Here is a 22,223-nt window from a genome sequence, read left to right as displayed (position 1 = left end):
ATGTTTAGCATACATTTTAGTGGAAGCAAAGCAGTGCTTTTGCGCTTTAAACAAGAAATTTCGCCTCAAATCAACGCTTTGGTTTTAAGCACTGAGGCTAGAATTCAAAAAGGTATAAATGAAAATGAAATTTATGGCATAGATGAGCTTGTAAGTGCTTATTCTAGCTTGCTTATTTATTTTAATCCTTGCGTATTATCCTTGAATTCTTTACTCGATTTTTTAGAAAAAATCAAAAAGGATATTAAAATAACGGATAAAAAATCCAATCTTTGTATCGAAGTTCCACTTTGTTATGATGAAGAATTTGGGCTTGATTTAGAATTTGTATGCAAGTATCATAATCTTTCCAAGGAAGAATTGATAAATCTTCATACAAAGCCCTATTATCTTGTTTTTATGCTAGGATTTATGGCCGGTTTTCCTTATCTTGGAGGACTTGATGAAAGACTTTTTACCCCAAGACTCGCAAGCCCTAGAACCAAAATTGAGGCAGGAAGTGTAGGTATTGCCGATAAGCAAACAGGAGTTTATCCGATTTCAAGCCCAGGCGGTTGGCAAATCATTGCTAGAACTCCTTTAGAATTTTTCAATAAAGAAGACGAAAAAAATCCTACACTTTTAAAAGCAGGAATGTTTTTAAAATTTAAAGCCATTTCAAAAGATGAATTTTACGATATTAAAGAACAGGTTTTAAAAAAGGTCTATCAAAAGGAAATTTATGAGTATAAAAGTCATTGAAGCTTCTATAAATTCCACCATACAAGATCTTGGGCGTAAAAATTATGCTAAATTAGGCATAGCAAGAAGCGGTGTGATGGATGAACTTTCTTTAAGGATTGCAAATATCTTACTTGGAAATAAACAAGATGAAGCAGGACTTGAGCTTTGTTTAAAAGGTGGAAAATACGAATTTTTAGATGAAAGCTATTTTGTATTAAGCGGGGCAGAATTTGAAGCTAAATTAAACAATAAAAAAATTCAAACTTGTAAAGTTTATCAAGCAAAAAAGGGTGATGTTTTAGAACTTGGTTTAGCAAAAATAGGTTTTCGAGGCTATCTATGCGTAGCGGGTGGATTTAAGATAAAAAGCTTTTTAAATTCAAAATCAAGCGATGTAAAAATGGGTGTTGGGATATTTAATGGAAAAGCTTTACAAAAGGATGATGTATTAGAACTAAATAACAGCTTTATCCCTTTTAATCTATCAAAAAGAGAATGTGAAAATCCTGTTTTTCAGTTTGCTAAAGAACCCACTATCCGTGTTGTTTTAGGCACAAACGATGATGCTTTTACGCAAAATGGCTTAAATACCTTTTTAAATACTAGTTATAAGATAGGCTTAAAAAGCGATAGAATGGCAATCTATGCAGAAGCTCAAGCTATGATAGAACATAAAAATTCGGCCGATATTATTTCAGATCCTGCGGTTTTTGGAAGTATTCAAGTGCCAAAAAATGGCCTACCTATCATTTTAATGGCAGGAAGACAAAGCACTGGAGGTTATACAAAAATAGCCTCTGTTATAGAAAATGACTTGCCTTTGCTTGCACAAGCGAAATTAGGAACAAATTTTAAATTTGAAAACATTAGCATGCAAAATGCTTTAGAACTCTATAAACAAAAGGAAGAAAGATTTAAGATTTTGGATAAAAAAATCAATCTTGATTTTGAAAATTTGATTTAAGGATAAAAATGAATCCAAAACAACTAAGAGAAAAAATCGCAAAAGGTGAGATAAAAGAACAAACTTCAGGCATGGCCTTAGGCTACGCACAAGCAAATTTGGTTATTTTACCCAAAGAATATGCTAAAGACTTTGAAACCTTTTGTATACTTAATCCAAAACCCTGCCCGCTTTTAGAAATAGTACATGGTAAATTTACTCAAAAAATTGCCAAGAATGCAAATATTTACACTGACATTCCAAAATATTTTATCTACGAAAATGGAGTAAAAACTAAAGAGGCTTATGATATAAGCGAGTATTATAATGATGATTTGATAGGTTTTTTACTAGGTTGTAGCTTTTCTTTTGAAGAAGCTTTACTTGAAAAAGGCTTAGAAATAAGACATATTAGCAATAAATGCAATGTGCCAATGTATAAAACCAATATTGCTTGTAAAAGCGTAGGAATTTTTAGTGGCGAAATGGTTGTTTCTATGCGCCCCTTTACTCCTGATAATGCCAAAAAAGCTAGCGAAATCACTGCTAATTTTCCTTTAGTTCACGGAGCTCCTGTGCAAATTGGCAATGCTAAGGAAATTGGTATAAATAATGTTTTAAAAGCTGATTTTGGTGATGATCCTATTATAAAAGAAGGCGAAATTCCTGTATTTTGGGCTTGTGGCGTAACTCCACAAAATGTGATAATGAAAGCAAAATTGCCTTTTGTGATTACCCATGCGCCAGGGCATATGTTTATAAGCGATATTTTAAATTCATCTTTAAAATCTTAGGATTTTTTCTTACCATAAATATTGATAAAATATATAGCAAAAATCGCTAAAACACAGCCTATTAAAGTAAGTATAGTAGGTACTTCATCTAAGATAAAAAAGCTGCAAATCAAAGCACTTGCAGGAGTGATCAAAACAAAAGAATTTGCTTTTACACTTCCTAAAATGTGAATTCCATAATAATATATACTCGTACCTACCACCGTAGATAAAAAAGCCACCACAAAAAGATTGACCCAAAATTTAAAATCAAATTGAAAGATCTCATAACTTTTAAGATCAAACAACACCCATGAAAACATCAATAACGACATAAGGTTGATATAAAAATTAATCGCCAAAGGATGAGTCCCTTTTGCTTTATGAGTAAAAACAGCCATCAAAGCCCATATAAAAGCACAGCTTAAAAACAAAGCATTAAACTTACCCAAAAGCTCTTCCATAGAGCCTAAATTTAGCAAACAAAGCCCTGAAATCAAACCCAAAAATAAGCCTAGAATTTCACTCTTTGTGATCTTGTGAGTTGATTTTTTATCTTTTTGAAAGAATATCGCTATCATAAATATCAAATAAGAAAATATAGGAATCATAGTGGTTACTAAAACCCCTCCTTTACCTGCTAAACCATGCTTTATAGCAATAAAAAATACAAAGGCATAAAGTCCATTTAAAACTCCTGCTATCAATACCCATTTTAAGGCAGTTTTTTCAAGCCTAAGAGGAATTTTCAAGAAGCTTAAAACAAAAAATGAACCCAATACAACAAAGAAAAAACGCCAAAAGGTAATAATAGAAGTATCTGTATAATTTGCCAAAATCTTAGATGTCGGCCATGAAGAACCCCATAAAAACATAGCAATAACAAGCAAGATAAATAAATATTTTGAACGATCCATTTACTACCTTTTGAAATAAACAAGAATATTTTATGATATTAAAATGCTAGGCCAAATAATAACCCAGCATGAATTAATGTTTATTTAAAATCATCTATAAGATGGTGCAAATTTTGCACTTGCTATCTTGGCTTAGCTCCCAAACACTTTTTGCAAATGTGCTTTATAATCCTCGATATATTTTTCCACTTGTGGATTTTTCATCACATCATTACAAATAAAAGTTGCCAAAGGCTTCATACCCAAAAACTGATTTGCTTTGTGTAAATGCAAATACACTCCATCTACGCCCACACCTTCAAAAAACTGATCTTTATCTTTAAAGGCTTCAAGCGGTGCATTCCAAGTAAGGCTAAACATATATTTTTTATTATTTACAAGTCCGCCGCTGCCATATTTTTTACTTGCATCTTCTCTACTTCTGCCATCGTTTGCATAAAATTTTCCATGCCCTGCAGTAAAAACCTCATCGATGTATTTTTTCACTATCCAAGGCTCACCCATCCACCATCCTGGCATTTGATAGATGATCGCATCGGCATTAAGTATCTTTGCAACTTCATTTTCTATATCATAACCCTTATCGATATAGGTTTCATCGACCTTTAATCCCAAATTTAAAAGACTTTCTTTTGCCACTTCGTGCAAAGTATCATTTAGCTTGCCACCTGAATGTCCGAAGCTTTTTGCTCCATTTAATAAAAGTATGTTTTTCATAGTTTTCCTTTCATAATTTTTTGATAAAACAAACGATTCTATTTGCCTCACTAAAGCCCAAAGCTTTGTGAAAACTAAGACTTTTTTGGTTTTCTAATTCACAATCACTTGCGAATTCCTTTGCACCTTGCTTTTTTGCCCATTTTTCGCAAAACTCTAATAATTCTTTAGCAAAACCGCGTTTACGAAATTCTTCTTTTATAAAAATCCCTTCTAAATATCCTACAGGAGAGCTAGAAGATCCCTCTACATAATCATTTCTTAAACTCACATAGACAAAGCCTACTGCTTCTGTGCCTATGTATTTGAGAAAAATGGCAACTTTTTTAGAATCTAAAATTTCTAAAAATTCTTGCTCCAAATCTTTTAAATTATGATTTGGCCAAAGCAAAAGGGCTAAATTTGCTATTGTTTCATTATCATTTTTCTTAGCTTTTTTTACCATAATAAACCTAAATTTTCAACCTTTTATCTTCTAATCTCATTCTAACCAATACCAAAATAAGTCCTAAACCCACCATGATAATAGAACTTATCGCAATGTATTTAGTTTCTTTTATAGAAATGACTAAACCACAAAGAGTAGCACCCACACTGATAGAAATATTTGAAACGCTTATGAAAAGCCCATTAGTAAAATCTTTTGCCCTAGGGAAAGGAAAGGTGATGATATAATGCATTGCATTATTTAAAATTCCATTTAAAATTCCTAAAATCAAGCTCAATGTAAGCATGATTGCAAATTGCGCTGCATTTACAAAAATCAAAGCATATATCAAAATCATCGCCATAGAAGTAAATACAAGCGTTTGATTTGAATGATTGATCAAAGTTTTACCCGCGATATTATTGCCGATAATACTTGCAAAACCATAAATAAAAAGTGCTAAACTGATATTTGTAAAGCTCATTTTACTCACGCTAAATAAAAATTCAGAATAATAAGAATAAAAACCCAAATACCCCGTCGAAATACAAAAAACAGCAAGCATAGAAATCCACAAAAGCGCATATCTTAGACTTAAAAGCTGTTTTCCTACCTTTATCCTGCTTGTCTTTTTAAAATCAGGCATAAAAAACAAAGTGATAAAAAATGCTAAAGAATTAATCACCACATAAAAAGCCATCGCCATTTCAAAGCTGAAATTCCCACCAAAATAGCTACTCAGTGGCACCCCAAGAACCAACCCCGCACTAATAGCCATAAAAATCTTTGCAACTATATGAGGCACTTTACTTTTATCATCTGCTAAATTTGCAGCTGTGCTAAAAGCAAGTGCAAGATAAATAGGATGAAAAAAAGCAGGGATAGCTCTTAAAATCAAATGTAGCCAAAAATCATTTACAAACATGCTTGCTAAAGAGCTAAGAGAAAAAATAGCCAAGCAAAATAGCATAAGCTTTTTAGGATTAAAATTCGCACAAAGCATAGGCGCGATAGGCGCACAGCACATTACAATCAGTGCAAATATACTCACACTCCACCCCGCATCACTAACACTAACGCCAAATTTCTCCGATATAAGCGGTATAATCCCCATCACCCCAAGTTCCATACTGATAAGCCCAAACACACCTAGACAAAGCGTGATTAAGATCTTGATTTGATGAGTATTGTTTATAGTTATACTTGATTGTTGCATTAAAAAAACCTTTTTTCGAAAAATTAAACTCGCAATTTTAATTTATGCAAGTTATAATGTCAATACATAAAGTGATGGTTTAATCACATATAAAGGAAAGAAGGGGAGAGAAAAACAAAAGGAGGATACCATGATAGAACTTATAGGAGATGTTAATTTAGAAAAATATATGGGAACTTGGCTTGAGATGGCTAGAAAACCTGCATTTTTTCAAAAATCTTGCGTTCAGTCTAAAGCTGAATATCAACTAGAATACGAAGGCTCTACCCCTGTTGTAAAGATAAAAAATATCTGTGTTAAAAAAGATGGAGAGGTTTCGCAAGTGCAAGGCAAAGCCAAAGTAAAATCCCCAAGAGCTTTATCGGTGAAATTTAGCATTTTTATGAATTTATTTAATAAAACAAATTATGAAATTCTCTTTGTAGACACAGACTATGAAGTTGCTGTCGTTGGAAGTCCTGATAAAGAGTATCTTTGGATATTATCTAGAAAAATCATCGATAAAAAAGATATAGATAAACTCTTAGATATCGCCAAGCAAAAAGGTTTTGACATTAGCGATATAGTGTTTGATAAGTATTAAAATAATTTTTTTAGTTCAAATTCTAAGTTTTCAAAAAATATTTTTGCCTTAGATAAATCAAAAAAGGCGTGATGAAAATTAGCGTAAATTATCAACTCATCAACTTTTTTGTAAGTTGTAAAAATAGGCGCATAAAATTCATAGCCATTTTTTAAATGCAAAGAAAAAGAATTAAAATAAGATTTAAAACTTGATATATAAAAACTATTTTCTGGAGCTTGTTTTATACAAAAACATAAATCTTTTTTTAAAAATAATTCATAATCTTTTTCATAATTACTCAAAAAAATATTGAAATCATAATCAAATTCTGTAAAAGTATTGCAGATTTCATTATTTTTGAGTAAAACATAAGCAGGATTAATTTTATGAAATTGAATTGCTTCGTTTTCAATCACGCTTCTTTTTAACTCTTGTGTATCATTTACAATTTTACTTAAAGAATAAATAAAATGAGAATTTTTCATTTTATTTATTTTAAAACTATGACTTAGTTCAAATCTACTTAACGCCGTATTTGTATAGTGTTTCAACCTCTCTTTTTCATAGTTACTTAAGCTTAATTTTTTATACATAAATAATTTTATTCCTTTGTCATATCGATCACATAGCGGAATTTTGCTTTTCCTGAAGTGAGATTTTCATAAGCTTTGTCGATATCTTTTGAAGTGATGAGTTCAGTTTCAGGGTAAATTTTATGTTTGAGTGAAAAATCAAGCATTTCTTGAGTTTCTGCGATTCCGCCGATTAGCGAACCATAGACTTTTTTACCCGCTTTATGCACAAAGGTTATCACACTGATACTTGGAGCAACTTCGTGAGGTGGCAAACCCACTATCGCCATTTCACCGCCAAATTTAAGCAAATCCATATAAGCACTAGGATCATAAGGAGTTGGGATAGTAGAGATGATAAGATCAAAGCGTTCTTTTACAGCATTTTTATCTGTGCTTGTATAAAAAGAACTCACGCCCATAGCCAAAGCATCGGCTTTTTTGTTTTCATTTCTAGCAAAAACACTTACTTTTGCGCCCATTTTCACAGCATATTTAACCGCCATCATACCAAGTCCGCCAAATCCCGCTACCGCTACGCTTGAGCCTTCTTTGATATTTGAAAATTTAAGTGGAGAATAAGTGGTAATTCCTGCACAAAGCAAAGGCGCGACTTTTTCCATCGGTGCATCTTTTGGCACACAAACGGCAAATTTTTCACTTACAACTATGTTGTTTGAGTAGCCTCCATAGGTGTTTTCATTATCATGAAAAATATCGCAGCTATTGTAAGTATAGATGGTTTGTCCTTTTTCGCAAAATTGCTCTTGAGATTTTTTGCACGCTTCGCATTCTCCGCACGAATTTACCATACAGCCAACCCCTGCATAATCCCCTACTTTAAATTTGCTCACATTTTTACCCACTGCGATCACTTCTCCTGCTATCTCATGCCCTGGCACACAAGGATACACAGCTTCTCCCCACTCGCTTCTTGCAGTGTGGATGTCGCTATGGCAAATTCCTGCATATAAAATTTTAATCAAAATATCATTATCACCCACAGCGTGGCGTGTGAATTCAAAGGGTGTGAATTTCGCATCTTTGCTAAGCATAGCATAGCCCTTGCTTTGAATGCGACCATTTTCTAAAAAGATTTTAGAGTCCATTTTCTCTCCTTATTTTTTGATTTTTGAAATTATAAAACATTAGAGTAGCTATAAGTCAAGAGGGAAATTAAATTTTTTTAAAAAAATTATTATAAATGTTATAATTACAAAATTTAATTTCACTTTGGGGTAAAAATGCAAAATTTATATTCAGAAGATGATACAAGAGTTAAACTTATAGACACAAAGCTTTATGCTAGTTCTTGGGGTGAAGAAAATATCACGAGAAATTATTATTTTACCGATGGACGCAAACTCATAGGCAACAAAAGAGGTGAAAGAAAATTTGCGGATTATTTGCTCAAATTTCAAAATAACAATCTTGCCATCATAGAAGCTAAAAAACAAAACAAAGACGCCTTAGATGGCTTATCTCAAGGTATAGAATACGCTAAAACTTTAAATGTGCCTTTTGTTTATAGTACTAATGGCGATAAAATTTATGAGTATGATTTAAGGGTTTCAAGGGGCGAGTATATAGAAAATTTTCCAAGCCCTAACGAACTTTTTCAAAGAATTTATGGAAATTTAAAAGAATGGCAATACAAACTTTTAACCCAAAGAGAATTATACATACCTCAAAAAACATTAAGATACTACCAAAAAATAGCCGTAGATAAAGTCATAGAAGCTTTAATCAATGGTAAAGATAGAATTTTACTTACCCTTGCTACTGGCACAGGTAAGACGACCATAGCTTTTGCCTTGTGTTATCGCTTGCTTAAAGCAAGGTGGAATAAAGAAAACAAAGATCAAAAACCAAAGATATTGTTTTTATGCGATAGAGTGAGCTTAAGAGATCAGGCTTTGGGAGAATTTAACGCAGTAGAAAGTGATTGTAAAATAATCAGCGCAGAAGAGATTAGAAAAAATGATGGAAAAATCATCACCAACGCAAATGTTTTCTTTGGAATTTATCAAAGTCTAGCTGCAAATTCTAAAGATCAAGAAAATACCCAAGAAGAGCAAGAGGGTAAGTTTTATTTACAATATCCAAAAGATTTTTTTGACCTTATCATTATAGATGAGTGTCACAGAGGCGGAGCGAACGAAGAAGGAAACTGGGCGTGCGTGCTAGAGCACTTTTCATCAGCTACTCATTTAGGACTTACTGCCACACCTAAAAAGAGTGATAATGTAGACACTTACAGGTATTTTGGTGAAAGTGCGTATGAGTATAGCCTAAAAGAGGGTATAGAAGATGGCTTTTTAACCCCTTATAAGGTAAAACGCATCACCACCACACTTAGCGAAGGCTATGTGTATAATCCTGATGATCTCATAGAAGGAGAGCTAGAAAAAGGATTTTATAAAATGAGTGAATTTGAAAGAAATATCCATCTACCTCAATATAATGATTTTCTAGCTAAAGAAATTTTAAAACTTATAGATCCTATGGATAAAACCATCATCTTTTGTGCCAATCAAGCTCATGCAAGCGATATAAAAAGAGCTATTGATAAATTTAAAAGTGTTAAAAGAGATGATTATTGTGTAAGGGTTACGAGTGATGAGGGTAAGATAGGACTTGAGTATTTAAAACAATTTCAAGACAATGATAAAAGCTATCCTGTAATCCTTACAAGCTCTAAAATGCTAACCACAGGCGTAGATGCTAGAAATGTGCGCAACATAGTGCTTTTAGCAAATATAGGCTCTATCATAGAATTTAAACAAATCATAGGGCGAGGCACTAGAGTGTATGAAGGAAAGGACTTTTTTACCATCATAGATTTTGTGGGTGCGACAAAGTTATTTTATGATCCAAAATGGGATGGCGAACAAGTCAAAGATGAAGATAAAGAAGATAAAAGCGAAATTTGGGGCAAGCAAAATAAAAAAGAATCAGACAAAACAAAAGAAACAGAAAGCAAAAAAGTAATCACCGTGCATTTAAAAGGCACAAAACTCAAAGTGCTTGACATAAACACAAGCTATCTAGGAAGTAGTGGCAAACCGCTTAGCACTAAAGAGTTTTTAGAATTTTTGATAGGCAAGCTAGCAGAATACTACGACGATGAAGTAAAACTTCGTGAAATTTGGAGCAAGCAAGAAACTAGGCTGAATTTCTTAAAAACCCTTGAAAAAGATGGAGTAGATGAAAATGCCTTGAAAGATTTGGGTGAAATTTTTGATAAGAAGGATTGTGATATATATGATGTTTTGGCGCATTTGAGTTTTAATGCTGAGATCAAAACAAGACAAGAACGTGTTTTGCAAGTAGAAAAGAGTGAATTTTTAAAACGCTTCCAAAAAGAAAAAGCTCTCAAATTCATAGAATTTTTACTAGATAGATATCAGCAATACGGCATAAAAGATTTTGATAGAAGCTTGGCTCCTTTGATAGAGCTTAGCTCTTTAGGCAATGTAAAAGAAATAGTCAGTGAATTTGGCGGGGTGGAGAATTTAAAGCAAAGTGTAGATGATTTGCAAAGGGAGATTTATGCGAGGTGAAATCAAGATTATTTAATCTAGTTATGATAAAATTTTTATTATACAGATTATTAAAAAGAGAATTAAGATATCAATGGCTAGTATAGATATTAATTTTGATAGATTGAATTATTTGTTGGAATTGTTTGATTTTAATTCTATTGATGAATTTGCGAAATATATCGGGGTTGAAAAAATTCAAAATCCTTTAACAAAAGGTGATTTGCAAAAGATTGATGCAATTTTTAAAAGAGGATTAGATTTTTATACAAATCCAAATTCCATTGCAAATAAATCAAGTATTTTATTTAGAAAAAATAATATAAAAGAAGAATTAAGCATAGGAGATAAACAATTAATTTCTAAAATGGAACAAAATATTTCTTATATTACAGGTTTGGCTAAATTAACAAATTTTGACTTTACTTCACGAAAGTTAGAAAAATTTTCTATCAATGACAAGCCTTGTGAAGTTGCTACACAAATGCAATTTTTGTTAGATAAAAATATTAGTGATGATAAAAAATTTTTAAAATATTTTATAGATAATCTTGCAAAACATAATATTCTTGTAATAGAAGAAGTGCAACATTCAAATTTAAAATTTAAAAGTAATTTATGTGGTTTTTTTATGGAGCCAAATATTATAGTTTTAAGAAAACAACAATCTAGAAAAAGAGAAATTTTTACATTAGCTCATGAACTTGGCCATTATTTATTAACTCATGAACATATTGATAAAAATATTTTTGATGAAAGTGTGGATTTAGAAGAAAAATGGTGTAATGAATTTGCTTTTAATTTTTTAATAGGTAGTGAAATAGATGAATTAAATAATATTGCCAAGCATGATATAGATATCAATAATGAAATGATTTTAAAAATTTCCAAAAAAAAACATATTAGCAGACTTGCTATCTTTTATTATTATACTAATAACAAAAAAATTAGTTGGCAAAGATATCACGAGTTAAATAAAGAATTGGAAGATGATTATAAAAATAAATCAGAAATATCAAAATCAAAAGGAGCTATATACAGACCATCCAAACCAATTATTTCTTCTTTAAAAAAAGATATCTTCGTAGATGCATTTTTAAATGATGTTATTGATGAGTATACAATACGCACAGAATTTTCCAAAGAAATAAAAAATGATGATTTTGAAGGATTTATTTATGAATAAATACCTTTTTGATACAAGTTCTTTGATAAGTTTTGTTAGATACTACATTCCGTTCGATGAAGATTTAATATTGAGAGAATTTTTACTGAGTGGATTTAATGACAATAGTTTTTTATTATTAAACGAAGTTAAAATGGAGTGTAAAAGAGTATCATCTGGTTTAGTTTTTAAAGAATTTCAAGAATTAGGTAGAATAAAATCCCCAAAACAAAAAGATTTTATAATTGATGCAAAATGGCATAATTTAATTGATAATAATTTTGTTATAAAAGGAATGAAACAAAAATTAAATCAAGAGGAATATGAGCAACAAAAAATAAATTTCATAAAAAGTGCTGATTTTGCATTAATTTCTTATGCTTTAAGTAATAAAAACATAACAATAATAACAGAAGAAACGATAAATAGCAATGATAGTAAAATTTTTAAAAAGATTCCAGCAATATGCAATTTTAAAAATATAGATTGTATTAGTTTATCTCAGTTTCTTAAAAAACAAATAAAAATACAATATAACATTTTAGGAAGTCTTTTTTAAAATTTAATTTAACAAATGGGACAAAAATAAAATGATAAATTTACCGCAAGGTTGGGAATGGAAAAGCTTAGGAGAAATTTTTAATATTGAAAGAGGGGGCTCTCCTAGACCTATTAAAGAATTTTTAACAGATAAAGAAGATGGTATAAATTGGATTAAAATCGGCGATATAAAAAATCAAAAATATCTCTATAAAACAGAAGAAAAAATCATACAAGAAGGACTTAAAAAAAGTAAATTAGTCATTGAGGGAGATTTATTGGTTTCAAATTCAATGAGTTTTGGCAAACCTGTTATTGTAAAATTACAAAAAGGTGCAATTCACGATGGTTGGCTATTGTTAAAAGAAAAAATTAATCTAAATAAGGAATATTTTTACTATTTATTTTCTAGTAATTTTATGTATAACTTTTTATCCTACCAAGCCTCTGGTTCTACTGTAAAAAATTTAAATATAGATAAACTCAAACAAATTGAAATCCCCCTACCCACGCTCAAAGAGCAAGAAAGGATAGTGGGAATTTTAGATGAGAGTTTTGCAAAGATAGATGAGAGTATAAAAATCTTAGAGCAGGATTTGCTAAATTTAGATGAGTTAATGCAAAGTGCCTTACAAAAAGCTTTCAATCCCTTAAAAGACAATGCCAAAGAAAACTACAAACTCCCACAAGGTTGGGAATGGAAAAGCTTAGGAGAAATTTTTAATATTGAAAGAGGGGGCTCTCCTAGACCTATTAAAGAATTTTTAACAGATAAAGAAGATGGTATAAATTGGATTAAAATCGGCGATATAAAAAATCAAAAATATCTCTATAAAACAGAAGAAAAAATCATACAAGAAGGACTTAAAAAAAGTAAATTAGTCATTGAGGGAGATTTATTAGTTTCAAATTCAATGAGTTTTGGCAAACCTGTTATTGTGAAATTACAAAAAGGTGCAATTCACGATGGTTGGCTATTGTTAAAAGAAAAAATTAATTTAAATAAAGAGTATTTTTACTATTTATTTTCTAGTAATTTTATGTATAACTTTTTATCCTACCAAGCCTCTGGTTCTACTGTAAAAAATTTAAATATAGATAAACTCAAACAAATTGAAATCCCCCTACCCCCACTCAAAGAGCAAGAGCAAATCGCTTCGCATTTAGATGAGCTTTCTTCTCATGTAAAAAATTTAAAGCAAAACTATCAAGCACAGATAAAAGACTTACAAGAGCTTAAAAAATCATTGCTAGATAAAGCTTTTAAAGGAAATTTATAAATGTTAAAAATTTTTAGAAATTTTAACACATTAGCTAGATATGTTAAAAATTTTTGATTTTTTAACATATTCTTTTATAATGTTAAAAATTTTTAGAAATTTTAACACATTAGCTAGATATGTTAAAAATTTTTGATTTTTTAACATATTCTTTTATAATGTTAAAAATTTTTAGAAATTTTAACACATTAGCTAGATATGTTAAAAATTTTTGATTTTTTAACATATTCTTTTATAATGTTAAAAATTTTTAGAAATTTTAACACATTAGCTAGATATGTTAAAATTTTTTGATTTTTTAACATATTCTTTTATAATGTTAAAAATTTTTAGAAATTTTAACATATGGAAAAATCATGAAAGAATTCATACCCCCAAAACTACCTCTAAATATAGAATTAAATTCAAATATTTACAGCCTTATCATCAAAGCTTCAAGAAAATTAGCAGAACTCAACGGACTTAGCAAAAGTATCCCTAATCCAAACATTTTAATCAATGCTTTAATTTTGCAAGAAGCAAAAGATTCAAGTGAGATAGAAAACATAATCACAACCCATGATGAACTTTTTTTATCTCAAATCGATGAAAGCAAACTTACAAGAGCAGCAAAAGAAGTAAAAGACTATGAAAGTGCTTTGAAAAAAGGGTATGAGCTTTTAAAAAAAGAGCGTTTATTGAGAATCGCACACATTTTAGAAATTCAAAAAAGATTAGAAGGAAACAATGCAGGCTTTAGAAAACAAAGCGGCACTATGCTTAAAAACCCTATCACAGGAGAAATCAAACACATACCCCCACAAAATCATAGCGACATACAAGAACTTATGAGAAATTTAGAGCAATACATTAACGATGATACTTTAGATGAGCTTGATTTTTTAGTAAAAATGGCAATCATTCATTATCAATTTGAAAGCATTCATCCATTTTATGATGGCAATGGCAGAACAGGCAGGATTATAAATATACTTTATTTGGTTTATAAAGGCTTGCTTGATTTGCCTATCTTATATTTGAGTGCTTATATTGTAAAAAACAAAGGGGAGTATTATAGTCTTTTGCAAAAAGTAAGAGATGAAGGAGCGATTTTAGAATGGATAGAATACATACTAAAAGGCGTAGAACAAACTGCTATAAAAACTATTGAAACTATTACCACAATAGAAAAAATGATGCTAAATGTAAGCGAAATTTTGCAAAATAAAACCAATTTTTATAGTAAAGACTTTGTAGAGCTTTTGTTTTCTCATCCTTATACAAAGATAGATTTTTTGATAGAAAAATTAAATATTTCTAGGCAAAGCGCTTCAAAATATCTTAAAATTTGTGAAAATTTAGGGGTATTAGAATGTATTAAAATAGGCAGAAATCATTATTATATAAATATAGAACTTTTAAGACTTTTTAAAAAGGGAATTTTTTAAATGCAAAATAAAATCGACAAAATAACAGACATACTAAGACGCGATGATGGTATAAGCGGTGCGATGCATTATAGCGAGCAAATCAGCTGGATATTGTTTTTAAAATTTTTAGATGATTATGAAGAGGAATTAAAACTAGAAGCTATCTTAAATGATAAAGTATATAAAAGCATCTTAGAAGAAAAATTCAGCTGGAGAGTATGGGCAGCTCCAAAAACAAGTGAAGGCAAACTTGATGTAAAAAATGCTTTAAGCGGAGATGATTTGCTTAGCTTTGTAAATAACGAGCTTTTTGCATATCTAAAAAGCTTCAAAGATAATGAAAATTTCAAAAGCATAGAGTATAAAATAGGCGGGATTTTCGAGTTTATAGACAATCGCATAGCCAATGGACACACTTTAAGAGAGGTTATAAATTTAGTCGATGAGCTAAGCTTTAGTAAAGAAAGTGATGTATTTGCTTTAGGTGAAGTTTATGAAAAGCTTTTAAAAGATATGGGAAGCGATGGGGGAAATAGTGGAGAATTTTACACGCCACGCCCTTTGATAAGAGCTATGGTAGAAGTGATAGATCCTAAGGCAAAAGAAAGGATTTATGATCCTGCTTGTGGGAGTTGTGGGTTTTTAGTAGAAAGTTTTTTGCATATCTTGTATGAAGACAGGAGTAAAAACAAAAAAGCAAATTTGAGCGTAGAAGAGCTTGAATTTTTACAAAATGATGCATTATTTGGCAAAGAAAAAACCCCGCTAAGCTACGCAATGGGCGTGATGAATATGATCTTACACGAGGTAAAATCTCCAAACATCATCAAAACAAACACTCTAAATAAAAAAATCACAGACATAACCCAAAGCGAAAAATATGAAGTGATTTTGGCAAATCCACCCTTTGGAGGCAAGGAAAAAGAACAAATTCAAAACAACTTTCCCATAAAATCAAACGCTACTGAGCTTTTATTTTTACAACATATCTTAAAATCTTTAAACAATAACGGAAGATGTGCCATAATCGTGCCTGAGGGCGTGCTTTTTCAAAATTCAAATGCCTTTGTAAGTGTGAAAAAAGACTTGCTAGAAAATTTCAATCTCGAATGCGTTTTAAGCTTGCCAAGCGGAGTATTTTTGCCTTATAGTGCGGTAAAAACCAATGTGCTTTTTTTCTCAAAAGGAAAAAGAAGCATTTGCGGTGAAGATGATAAGGTGTATTATTATGAGCTTATACCGCCTTTTAAACTCACCAAAAACAAGCCTTTAGAATACGCACATTTTGAGGAATTTTTAAAAATCTATAAGGAAAGAAAAATCACTCCTCATTCTTATCTAGTCAGCATAAAAGAGCTTGAGGAAAGAAACTATGATATAAGTGCTAAAAATCCAAATTCCAAAGAAGAAAAAACCTTGCGTGAAGTAGAAGAGATCCTAAGCACTTTAAAGGCAAATCAAGAAAAAGCCAATGAGCTTTTACAAAAAATACAAAACATTATCTAAAGATAACCCTTAAATATAAGGGTTATCCGGCTTTATCCAAAACGCTTTAAGCTAAAATACTGCTTTATACTCGGATCTAGCTTTTGAGTCTGCAATGCTTTCACGCCTAAAAGTCCAAGTGCGGGAGCGAATTTAAACCCATGACTAAGCCCACCCATAAAAAAGAGATTTTCATCTAAAAAATCGATGATAAAATCATCATCAGGGCTTAAAGGATAAGTACATACACTGCCCTTGCTAAAATCTTTTAAATCAGGAAAAAATTCTTTGATATGCTTGCCTATATCAAGAGTATCTTGCTCATAAGATCCAAATTCCACGCGTTCTTCGCGGGTGCTAATGATCTCCCCTACTCTATCTCTACCTACTTTTAATCCATCTGCAAAATCAGGAAAACCATAAAAATAATCGTCTTCAAATTCGAGTATAAATGCTGGAAAACCTTGTGAGAGTTTATAAGAATCCGTATCAAACCAATTCACCACTTTGCGTCTAATGCCCACAGGCACTTTTGGCAAGTCAAATTCACACACGCTCAACACTTCATTGACATAACTTCCTGCACTGATTAGAATTTGTTTTGCTTGTATGCTAGAATTTTGCGTTTGTATTTTATACACTCCATTTTCTTTACATATACGCACGATTTCATCACACAAAGTATGCGCGCCAAGCTTGCAAGCAGCATTGATAGCACTTTTTACACTCAAATCACTATACACAAAGCCTGTATCTGTTTCTAACACGCCGAAAAAATCATCTGATACGCAAATATTATAATTTTCTTGCAATTCTTTGGCATTTAGAATTTTTGCTTTAAGATCATAATTTTTCACACTCGAAAGCACATTTTGCATAAAAGTAGAATTTGAGCCGATATTTAAAAGCCCACAACGCTCAAAAAGCTTGATATTTTGTTCCTTTTCAAATTCTCCCCAAAGCGTGTATGCCTCTTGTAAAAGCGGTATATACTTTTCACCCTCGCCATAAGCTATACGAAAAATCCTTGTATCGCCATGATAAGAACCTTGGGTATGGGGTGCTTGAAATTTATCGATAAGACAGGTTTTTAAACCCATTTTAGCCGCATAATACCCCGCAAAACTCCCCACACTACCACTTCCAATAACCGCTATGTCATAAGTCATTTTATCTTCCTTTGTGCTACCAATTTGATACATAAATTTAGGAAAAAATTATACTATAAATATTAGTTCAGTGTTTATAAAAAATACAAATTTATCCCTTACTTAGAAATTTTGAGGATTAAAATTTAATTAAAAAATTTAAGGCGATTAATCACCTTAAATTCAAGCTTTTTATATTGCTAGAGTTTTAGAAATTTTTTGTAAGTTGTAAGCATTTTCTTAAATTTATAAAAAGTATTTAAGAACACCCTGAATTTTGACTTATAGCGTCTTGATAAGCTTTTAAATCAAGCTTGTTTGCATTTGCACTAAAGATTGCAAAAGGCTTTAAACTCTTACATCCTAGATATTCAAATGTATAATAAATCGGCTTTAAAAGCTCTTCTAAAGTCGCACCATGATGCCCGTCATAACTCTCTTGTGCGCCACCTAAAGTCGTTACAATCTGAAATTTTTTATCTTTTAAAAGTTCTTTATTTTCTCCATAAAGAATTGCTGTTAAAACCCTATCTTGCCACTCTTTTAAAAGTGCTGGGGTGCTAAACCAAAAAAGTGGAAATTGAAAGATGATTTTATCGGCATTTTTCAACAAATCCATTTCTTTACTGACATCGATTTTGCCCTCTTTGTAAATTTCGCTAAGATTGTGAATTTGCACTTGTTTTAAATTTTTAATGCTTTCAAACAAAGCCTTATTTACCTTAGAATCTTCCCAAAATGTATGTGCGAAAATGATTAAAGTTTTCATTTTTTCTCCTTTTTTTTATATTTGTTGCATTATAAAATATAAGAGTAACAAAGCTTGCAAAATATAAAATATTGTATAATTAAAATCATTTTTAAGGGCATTGATGCAAAATCAAGATAAATTTTTAAAACAATTTAAAAAATTAGCACTTTTAGATAAAAACATACGCCTTGTTACACTTGAGGGATCAAGGGTAAATAAAAGAGCTATTCAAGATTGCTATCAAGACTATGATGTTTCATTTTTCATAAAGCACAAGAATTTAAGAAAATTTTTAAATTTAAAGAAAAACAAAGCAATCAAAAAGGCGAAATTACCTAAATTTATCAAAAAATTTGGAGAAATTTTACTTTATCAAGCACCAGAAGGCTTTGAATTTTATGAGGGTGACTTACCCAAAAATTGGGTGAGTTTTTTAGTAATTTTTAAAAATGGAACAAGGGTAGATTTTAAATTTATCGCCTTAGAAGCATTAAAATTTTACTATAAATTCGAGCCTTTAAGCAAGGTACTTGTGGACAAAGATAGAAAATTTAAAAAGCCTCAACATAAAAGTGCTTTTTGCATAAAAAAGCCAACAAAAAAAGATTTTGATGAGGTAAGTAATGAGTTTTATTGGACTTTTGCAAATTTAGAAAAAGCTCTTTTAAGAAAGCAATTGATCTTAGCAAATTCTTTGCTAAATTCTATGCGTGAGATACTTTTTGATATGCTTAGCTTTAAAGTGGGGCTTAAATTTGGCTTTGAAATTTGGCTAGGTAAGAAAAATACTGATATTTTAAAATTTTTAAAACAAAAAGAAGTAAAAGTTATTTTAAATTCTTTTAACACTGCTTCAATTAAACAAATCAAAAAAACAAGAAAAAAACTTGAAATTTTATTTCATAAAAATGCTAAATTTGTAGCAAAAAAGAATGACTTCAAGCTTTTTCCTTACCGAAAAAATGTGAAAAGGTATTGTAAAATTTTAGGAAAATTGTAATTATTTTCCTTTCTAGCTTTATCTTAATCTTTATGCTTGATTATATATTTTTCTAAAGTATTTTTTATCTTTATTGAAACCAATATTTAAATTTTTCCTTGAACAATTAATCTATAAAAACACAAAAACTAACATTTAATAGTGTAAAACTAAAAATTTACTAATTTTTTAATGTTTTTATATTTTGAATATTATTTTTAAATAAATGAAAATCTTTATTTATATCTTTGATTTTTAAAGATTTCAATATTTTATTTTCAGTTTCTGCAGACCAATATATTTTCAATTCTTTTTTAGCTCTGGTAATTGCTGTATAAAAAATATTATGTGTAACTTGTTCTTCAATTTCATCAGCTACAACAATAGAAACTTTATCATATTCTAAGCCTTGTGCTTTATGTATAGAAATAGCATATGCTACTTGAAAAGGAACGATATTGCTATTATCATCTTCTTCATCTGAATTTAAGCTTGCAACACTAAATTTAATTTCAGTACCTTTATCATCTTTAGCTACTATTTTAAAATTGTTATTTATATTTTGTATTATCTTGTTAATCTTAATAGTAAAATTTATAGTTTTCTCATCCTCTTCGATATTAGTTATAATTCCTTTAAGATTATTATGAAATTCTTCGCCAAAACTTGATGAATTTTCATTAAATAAAATTGGATCATTGACCTTATAAGATAATCCATTAAAATAAAATGATTTATGAGGATTATTTTCTTGTAAGAATTTATTTATATTATTTACTCCATATATACCACCATAATTCAAACATAAAATAATTTCATCATTTACACTTCGTGAAAAATTAAAATTTTGAATATTTTCAGAACTATTATTTTTTTCAATAGCCTCAAGCATGCTTTCATCAAGTGTTCTAACTCTTTCCCATAATAATTGCAATTTCTCACTTTTTGTTCTATAAATATGCTTTAACTCCAATTGAATATCTGAAAAAAATTTTTGAGCAAATAAAAACCAATTTCCAAACCTGATAGATTCAATTTGATATATATCGCCTACACAAATTAAAATTTCACACTTTAACTTTATATCATCTAAAACACTAAAAATATCTTTATTGCTAATAGTGCTACACTCATCAATAAATACAATATCAAATTTTTTCGAAATATTATTTTTATTTGCTATATATGAAGCAACAGTAGAAAAAGATGAATTTTGAATATCAAGTCTTTGTCTTAAATTGTTAACAGCCGTATTTGTATTGGCTAAATATAATTTATTCTTATCATGAAAAAAACTAGATATATGTTCTATTAATGTTGTTTTTCCAGTTCCAGCTGCTCCATATATCAATGCTAGTTTTGAATTGCAAAATAGATTGCTTAAATAATCCTTTTTTTCTTTGCAATCTAATTGATTACATTCTTTCAACCATTCGTTTATATTTTCTTTATAATGATCAAGACCACTTTTTGTAAAATTATTTAATAATTGAATTATCTCTATTAGTGTATCTTGATATTCATTTATAAATAAAAATTTATCATGAAGTTTTTTTATTGATCTATTTTTCTTATGTCCATTATATAATGCTGTATTATATTTTTCTATCAATACTTCAATATTATCTTCTTTAAAATCTTCCAAGCTGGTATACAAAGAACCATTTACCTCTGAATTATACTGAATCTTCCTAGCCAATAATTCGTATTCCCTATTATTTAAACTAATACATTCAAATAAAACATTTAATTTTGGAATATGTCCTGCCGGATTCGAACAAAACGGCATTTCATCAAATGGAATACTTTCATATTTTAAAAATAAATTTGATAGTTCTTGATTAGGTTCATAGCTATTTTTCTTTTTAATTTGTTTTTTAATAATTTGATTATTCATTGTATATAATATATAACTAAGAATATTTGTCCCAGATTTATTTTCTGAAATTATCTTTCTTGCTATATCCAAGCAAGTAAACAAATGCTTCAGATTAGCATCTCTGCTAAAATTATTTTTTATTTTATCATATTCTTGAGTTTTTAATTTTACAATATCGAGTAAATTAAACTCTCCCTTTGTGAGAAACTGCATAAAATATTCATAATTACGATTCCTTGCAAATTGTATATGTTTCTTATTGAATATTAAACAAAAATTAGTAAACTCACAAGGACGAATATCTATATTCCACTGAAGAATTAAAATAATAGGAATTTGCAAATTTAGTAGTTTTATATTTGTATAATACAAAGTTAATTTTGTGGAATAATTGCTAGGAATATAATCTTTTGAAAAAGCAATTAATTTATCAAATTTACTTACATTATCCCTTGCAATAGTAAAAGTTATTTCATAATATATCTCCTCATTAATTATAAATGGTTTAACTTTTTGAATATAAAATTTATCTGTTTTGGTATCATTAAATACACTTGTTTGTTTAATTTTATCAACAACACGCTCATAATATTGAAAACTTAATGTATCAAGATTTGCTGGAAATTCTTGTAAATTATCTAATATTTGGATATCCAAAAATTCTTTACAAAATTTCCTTATTTGAAATAAATAGAATAAATATTTCAACATTAATCTTTCAGCAGCTTCTTCATTAGGTGTATAATGAGATACCGAAATTTGAAGTAAATTATGAAAATTTTTTATATCTTTATATTTTCTTTTATCTTCAATGTGTTTTAAGCCTGATTGCAAGTTTTTATAAATACTATCTAATTGCTGATTCGTATCAATATTATAAATATATAAAGCTATATGTTCTAATAAATTTCTTAACTCATTTAAAATATTCTGAGATAAAAAACCTCTTTCTTCTTTATTCTTATTCTTAGCAATATTTTTATTAATATTGCGATCAATATCCAAAATCTGTGTCAGTATATTATTTTCCAAACCATTTTTTCTCAAATATGAAATTTACTTATAATTAAAAATTATATCAAAATCTTTAATTATTTTTTTGTATTTTATATAATTTTTATTTAAAATCAAGTTTTATTAAAATAATTTGTAGTTTTACAGCTCTCATTAAATTTAAGTAATTTCAAATCCT

20 protein-coding genes are annotated in these 22,223 nt (G+C 29.6%); 11 read left to right on the top strand and 9 right to left on the bottom strand.

Annotated elements, in window-relative coordinates; all coding sequences use genetic code 11:
* The 3 genes from pxpB to AAID94_01150 are packed head-to-tail and all read left to right on the top strand — an operon-like array spanning position 1 to position 2,460.
* Entirely contained in the window at positions 1–741 is a 741-nt protein-coding gene (pxpB, locus tag AAID94_01160) for a 5-oxoprolinase subunit PxpB (GenBank protein XAK24160.1), read from the top strand.
* Positions 722–1,687 carry a biotin-dependent carboxyltransferase family protein gene (locus AAID94_01155; protein XAK24159.1) on the top strand — a complete coding sequence of 322 codons (966 nt, stop codon included), beginning with the start codon at positions 722–724 and terminating at the stop codon, positions 1,685–1,687. Before pxpB ends, AAID94_01155 begins: the two co-directional genes overlap by 20 nt.
* 8 nt (positions 1,688–1,695) lie before the next feature.
* Positions 1,696–2,460, top strand: coding sequence for a putative hydro-lyase (locus AAID94_01150; protein ID XAK24158.1), 765 nt, complete (start codon positions 1,696–1,698; stop codon positions 2,458–2,460).
* Here the strand turns inward: AAID94_01150 and AAID94_01145 are convergent.
* The 4 genes from AAID94_01145 to AAID94_01130 form a co-directional block, all read right to left on the bottom strand.
* The gene (locus AAID94_01145; GenBank protein XAK24157.1) at positions 2,457–3,356 is read right to left on the bottom strand and encodes a DMT family transporter; all 900 of its coding nucleotides are present in this window, start codon (positions 3,354–3,356) and stop codon (positions 2,457–2,459) included. The genes AAID94_01150 and AAID94_01145 overlap by 4 nt on opposite strands.
* Positions 3,357–3,488: 132 nt before the next feature.
* The gene (locus AAID94_01140; protein ID XAK24156.1) at positions 3,489–4,073 is read right to left on the bottom strand and encodes an NAD(P)H-dependent oxidoreductase; all 585 of its coding nucleotides are present in this window, start codon (positions 4,071–4,073) and stop codon (positions 3,489–3,491) included.
* A 10-nt stretch (positions 4,074–4,083) separates the two neighbouring features.
* Positions 4,084–4,518, bottom strand: coding sequence for an aminoglycoside 6'-N-acetyltransferase (aac(6'), locus tag AAID94_01135; protein ID XAK24155.1), 435 nt, complete (start codon positions 4,516–4,518; stop codon positions 4,084–4,086).
* A 7-nt stretch (positions 4,519–4,525) separates the two neighbouring features.
* Positions 4,526–5,716: an MFS transporter gene (locus AAID94_01130; protein XAK24154.1), complete on the bottom strand. Its 1,191-nt coding sequence runs from the start codon at positions 5,714–5,716 to the stop codon at positions 4,526–4,528.
* A 130-nt stretch (positions 5,717–5,846) separates the two neighbouring features.
* Here AAID94_01130 and AAID94_01125 point away from each other — a divergent pair, with 130 nt between their 5' ends.
* Positions 5,847–6,299 carry a lipocalin family protein gene (locus AAID94_01125; GenBank protein ID XAK24153.1) on the top strand — a complete coding sequence of 151 codons (453 nt, stop codon included), beginning with the start codon at positions 5,847–5,849 and terminating at the stop codon, positions 6,297–6,299.
* On the opposite strand, the gene AAID94_01120 is transcribed toward AAID94_01125, so the two are convergent.
* Both AAID94_01120 and AAID94_01115 read right to left on the bottom strand, forming a co-directional pair.
* Positions 6,296–6,874, bottom strand: coding sequence for a CatA-like O-acetyltransferase (locus AAID94_01120; GenBank protein ID XAK24152.1), 579 nt, complete (start codon positions 6,872–6,874; stop codon positions 6,296–6,298). The two genes, AAID94_01125 and AAID94_01120, sit on opposite strands and share 4 nt — an antisense overlap.
* A gap of 8 nt (positions 6,875–6,882) precedes the next feature.
* Positions 6,883–7,962, bottom strand: a complete 1,080-nt coding sequence (locus tag AAID94_01115) for an NAD(P)-dependent alcohol dehydrogenase (GenBank protein ID XAK24151.1) — start codon at positions 7,960–7,962, stop codon at positions 6,883–6,885.
* 135 nt (positions 7,963–8,097) lie between these two features.
* Between AAID94_01115 and AAID94_01110 the strand changes: the two genes are divergently transcribed.
* The 6 genes from AAID94_01110 to AAID94_01085 all read left to right on the top strand — a co-directional run bounded on the left by AAID94_01110 (position 8,098) and on the right by AAID94_01085 (position 16,295).
* On the top strand, positions 8,098–10,416 hold the full coding sequence (locus AAID94_01110; GenBank protein ID XAK24150.1) for a DEAD/DEAH box helicase family protein: 2,319 nt from the start codon (positions 8,098–8,100) through the stop codon (positions 10,414–10,416).
* 73 nt (positions 10,417–10,489) lie between these two features.
* Entirely contained in the window at positions 10,490–11,581 is a 1,092-nt protein-coding gene (locus AAID94_01105) for an ImmA/IrrE family metallo-endopeptidase (protein ID XAK24149.1), read from the top strand.
* On the top strand, positions 11,574–12,119 hold the full coding sequence (locus tag AAID94_01100; GenBank protein ID XAK24148.1) for a DUF4411 family protein: 546 nt from the start codon (positions 11,574–11,576) through the stop codon (positions 12,117–12,119). The genes AAID94_01105 and AAID94_01100 overlap by 8 nt, the downstream gene beginning before the upstream one ends.
* Before the next feature lie 31 nt (positions 12,120–12,150).
* Positions 12,151–13,380, top strand: a complete 1,230-nt coding sequence (locus AAID94_01095; protein XAK24147.1) for a restriction endonuclease subunit S — start codon at positions 12,151–12,153, stop codon at positions 13,378–13,380.
* 356 nt (positions 13,381–13,736) lie between these two features.
* Positions 13,737–14,807, top strand: a complete 1,071-nt coding sequence (locus AAID94_01090; GenBank protein XAK24146.1) for a Fic family protein — start codon at positions 13,737–13,739, stop codon at positions 14,805–14,807.
* Entirely contained in the window at positions 14,808–16,295 is a 1,488-nt protein-coding gene (locus tag AAID94_01085; GenBank protein ID XAK24145.1) for a class I SAM-dependent DNA methyltransferase, read from the top strand.
* Between the two features lie 32 nt (positions 16,296–16,327).
* Here AAID94_01085 and solA read toward each other — a convergent pair whose 3' ends face one another.
* Complete coding sequence (gene solA / locus AAID94_01080) at positions 16,328–17,443, bottom strand: N-methyl-L-tryptophan oxidase (protein XAK24144.1); 1,116 nt, start codon at positions 17,441–17,443, stop codon at positions 16,328–16,330.
* A gap of 238 nt (positions 17,444–17,681) precedes the next feature.
* Positions 17,682–18,191, bottom strand: a complete 510-nt coding sequence (locus AAID94_01075; GenBank protein ID XAK24143.1) for an NAD(P)H-dependent oxidoreductase — start codon at positions 18,189–18,191, stop codon at positions 17,682–17,684.
* A 103-nt stretch (positions 18,192–18,294) separates the two neighbouring features.
* Between AAID94_01075 and AAID94_01070 the strand changes: the two genes are divergently transcribed.
* A complete protein-coding gene (locus tag AAID94_01070; GenBank protein ID XAK24142.1) occupies positions 18,295–19,173 on the top strand; it encodes an aminoglycoside 6-adenylyltransferase in 879 nt (292 codons plus the stop codon).
* Between the two features lie 160 nt (positions 19,174–19,333).
* Here AAID94_01070 and AAID94_01065 read toward each other — a convergent pair whose 3' ends face one another.
* On the bottom strand, positions 19,334–22,063 hold the full coding sequence (locus AAID94_01065) for an AAA family ATPase (protein XAK24141.1): 2,730 nt from the start codon (positions 22,061–22,063) through the stop codon (positions 19,334–19,336).
* Positions 22,064–22,223: the final 160 nt, after the last annotated feature.

This window comes from Campylobacter coli (genome assembly GCA_039516895.1).
Classification (GTDB): Bacteria; Campylobacterota; Campylobacteria; order Campylobacterales; family Campylobacteraceae; genus Campylobacter_D; species Campylobacter_D coli_B.
This window is presented reverse-complemented; position numbering and strand designations above follow the sequence as displayed.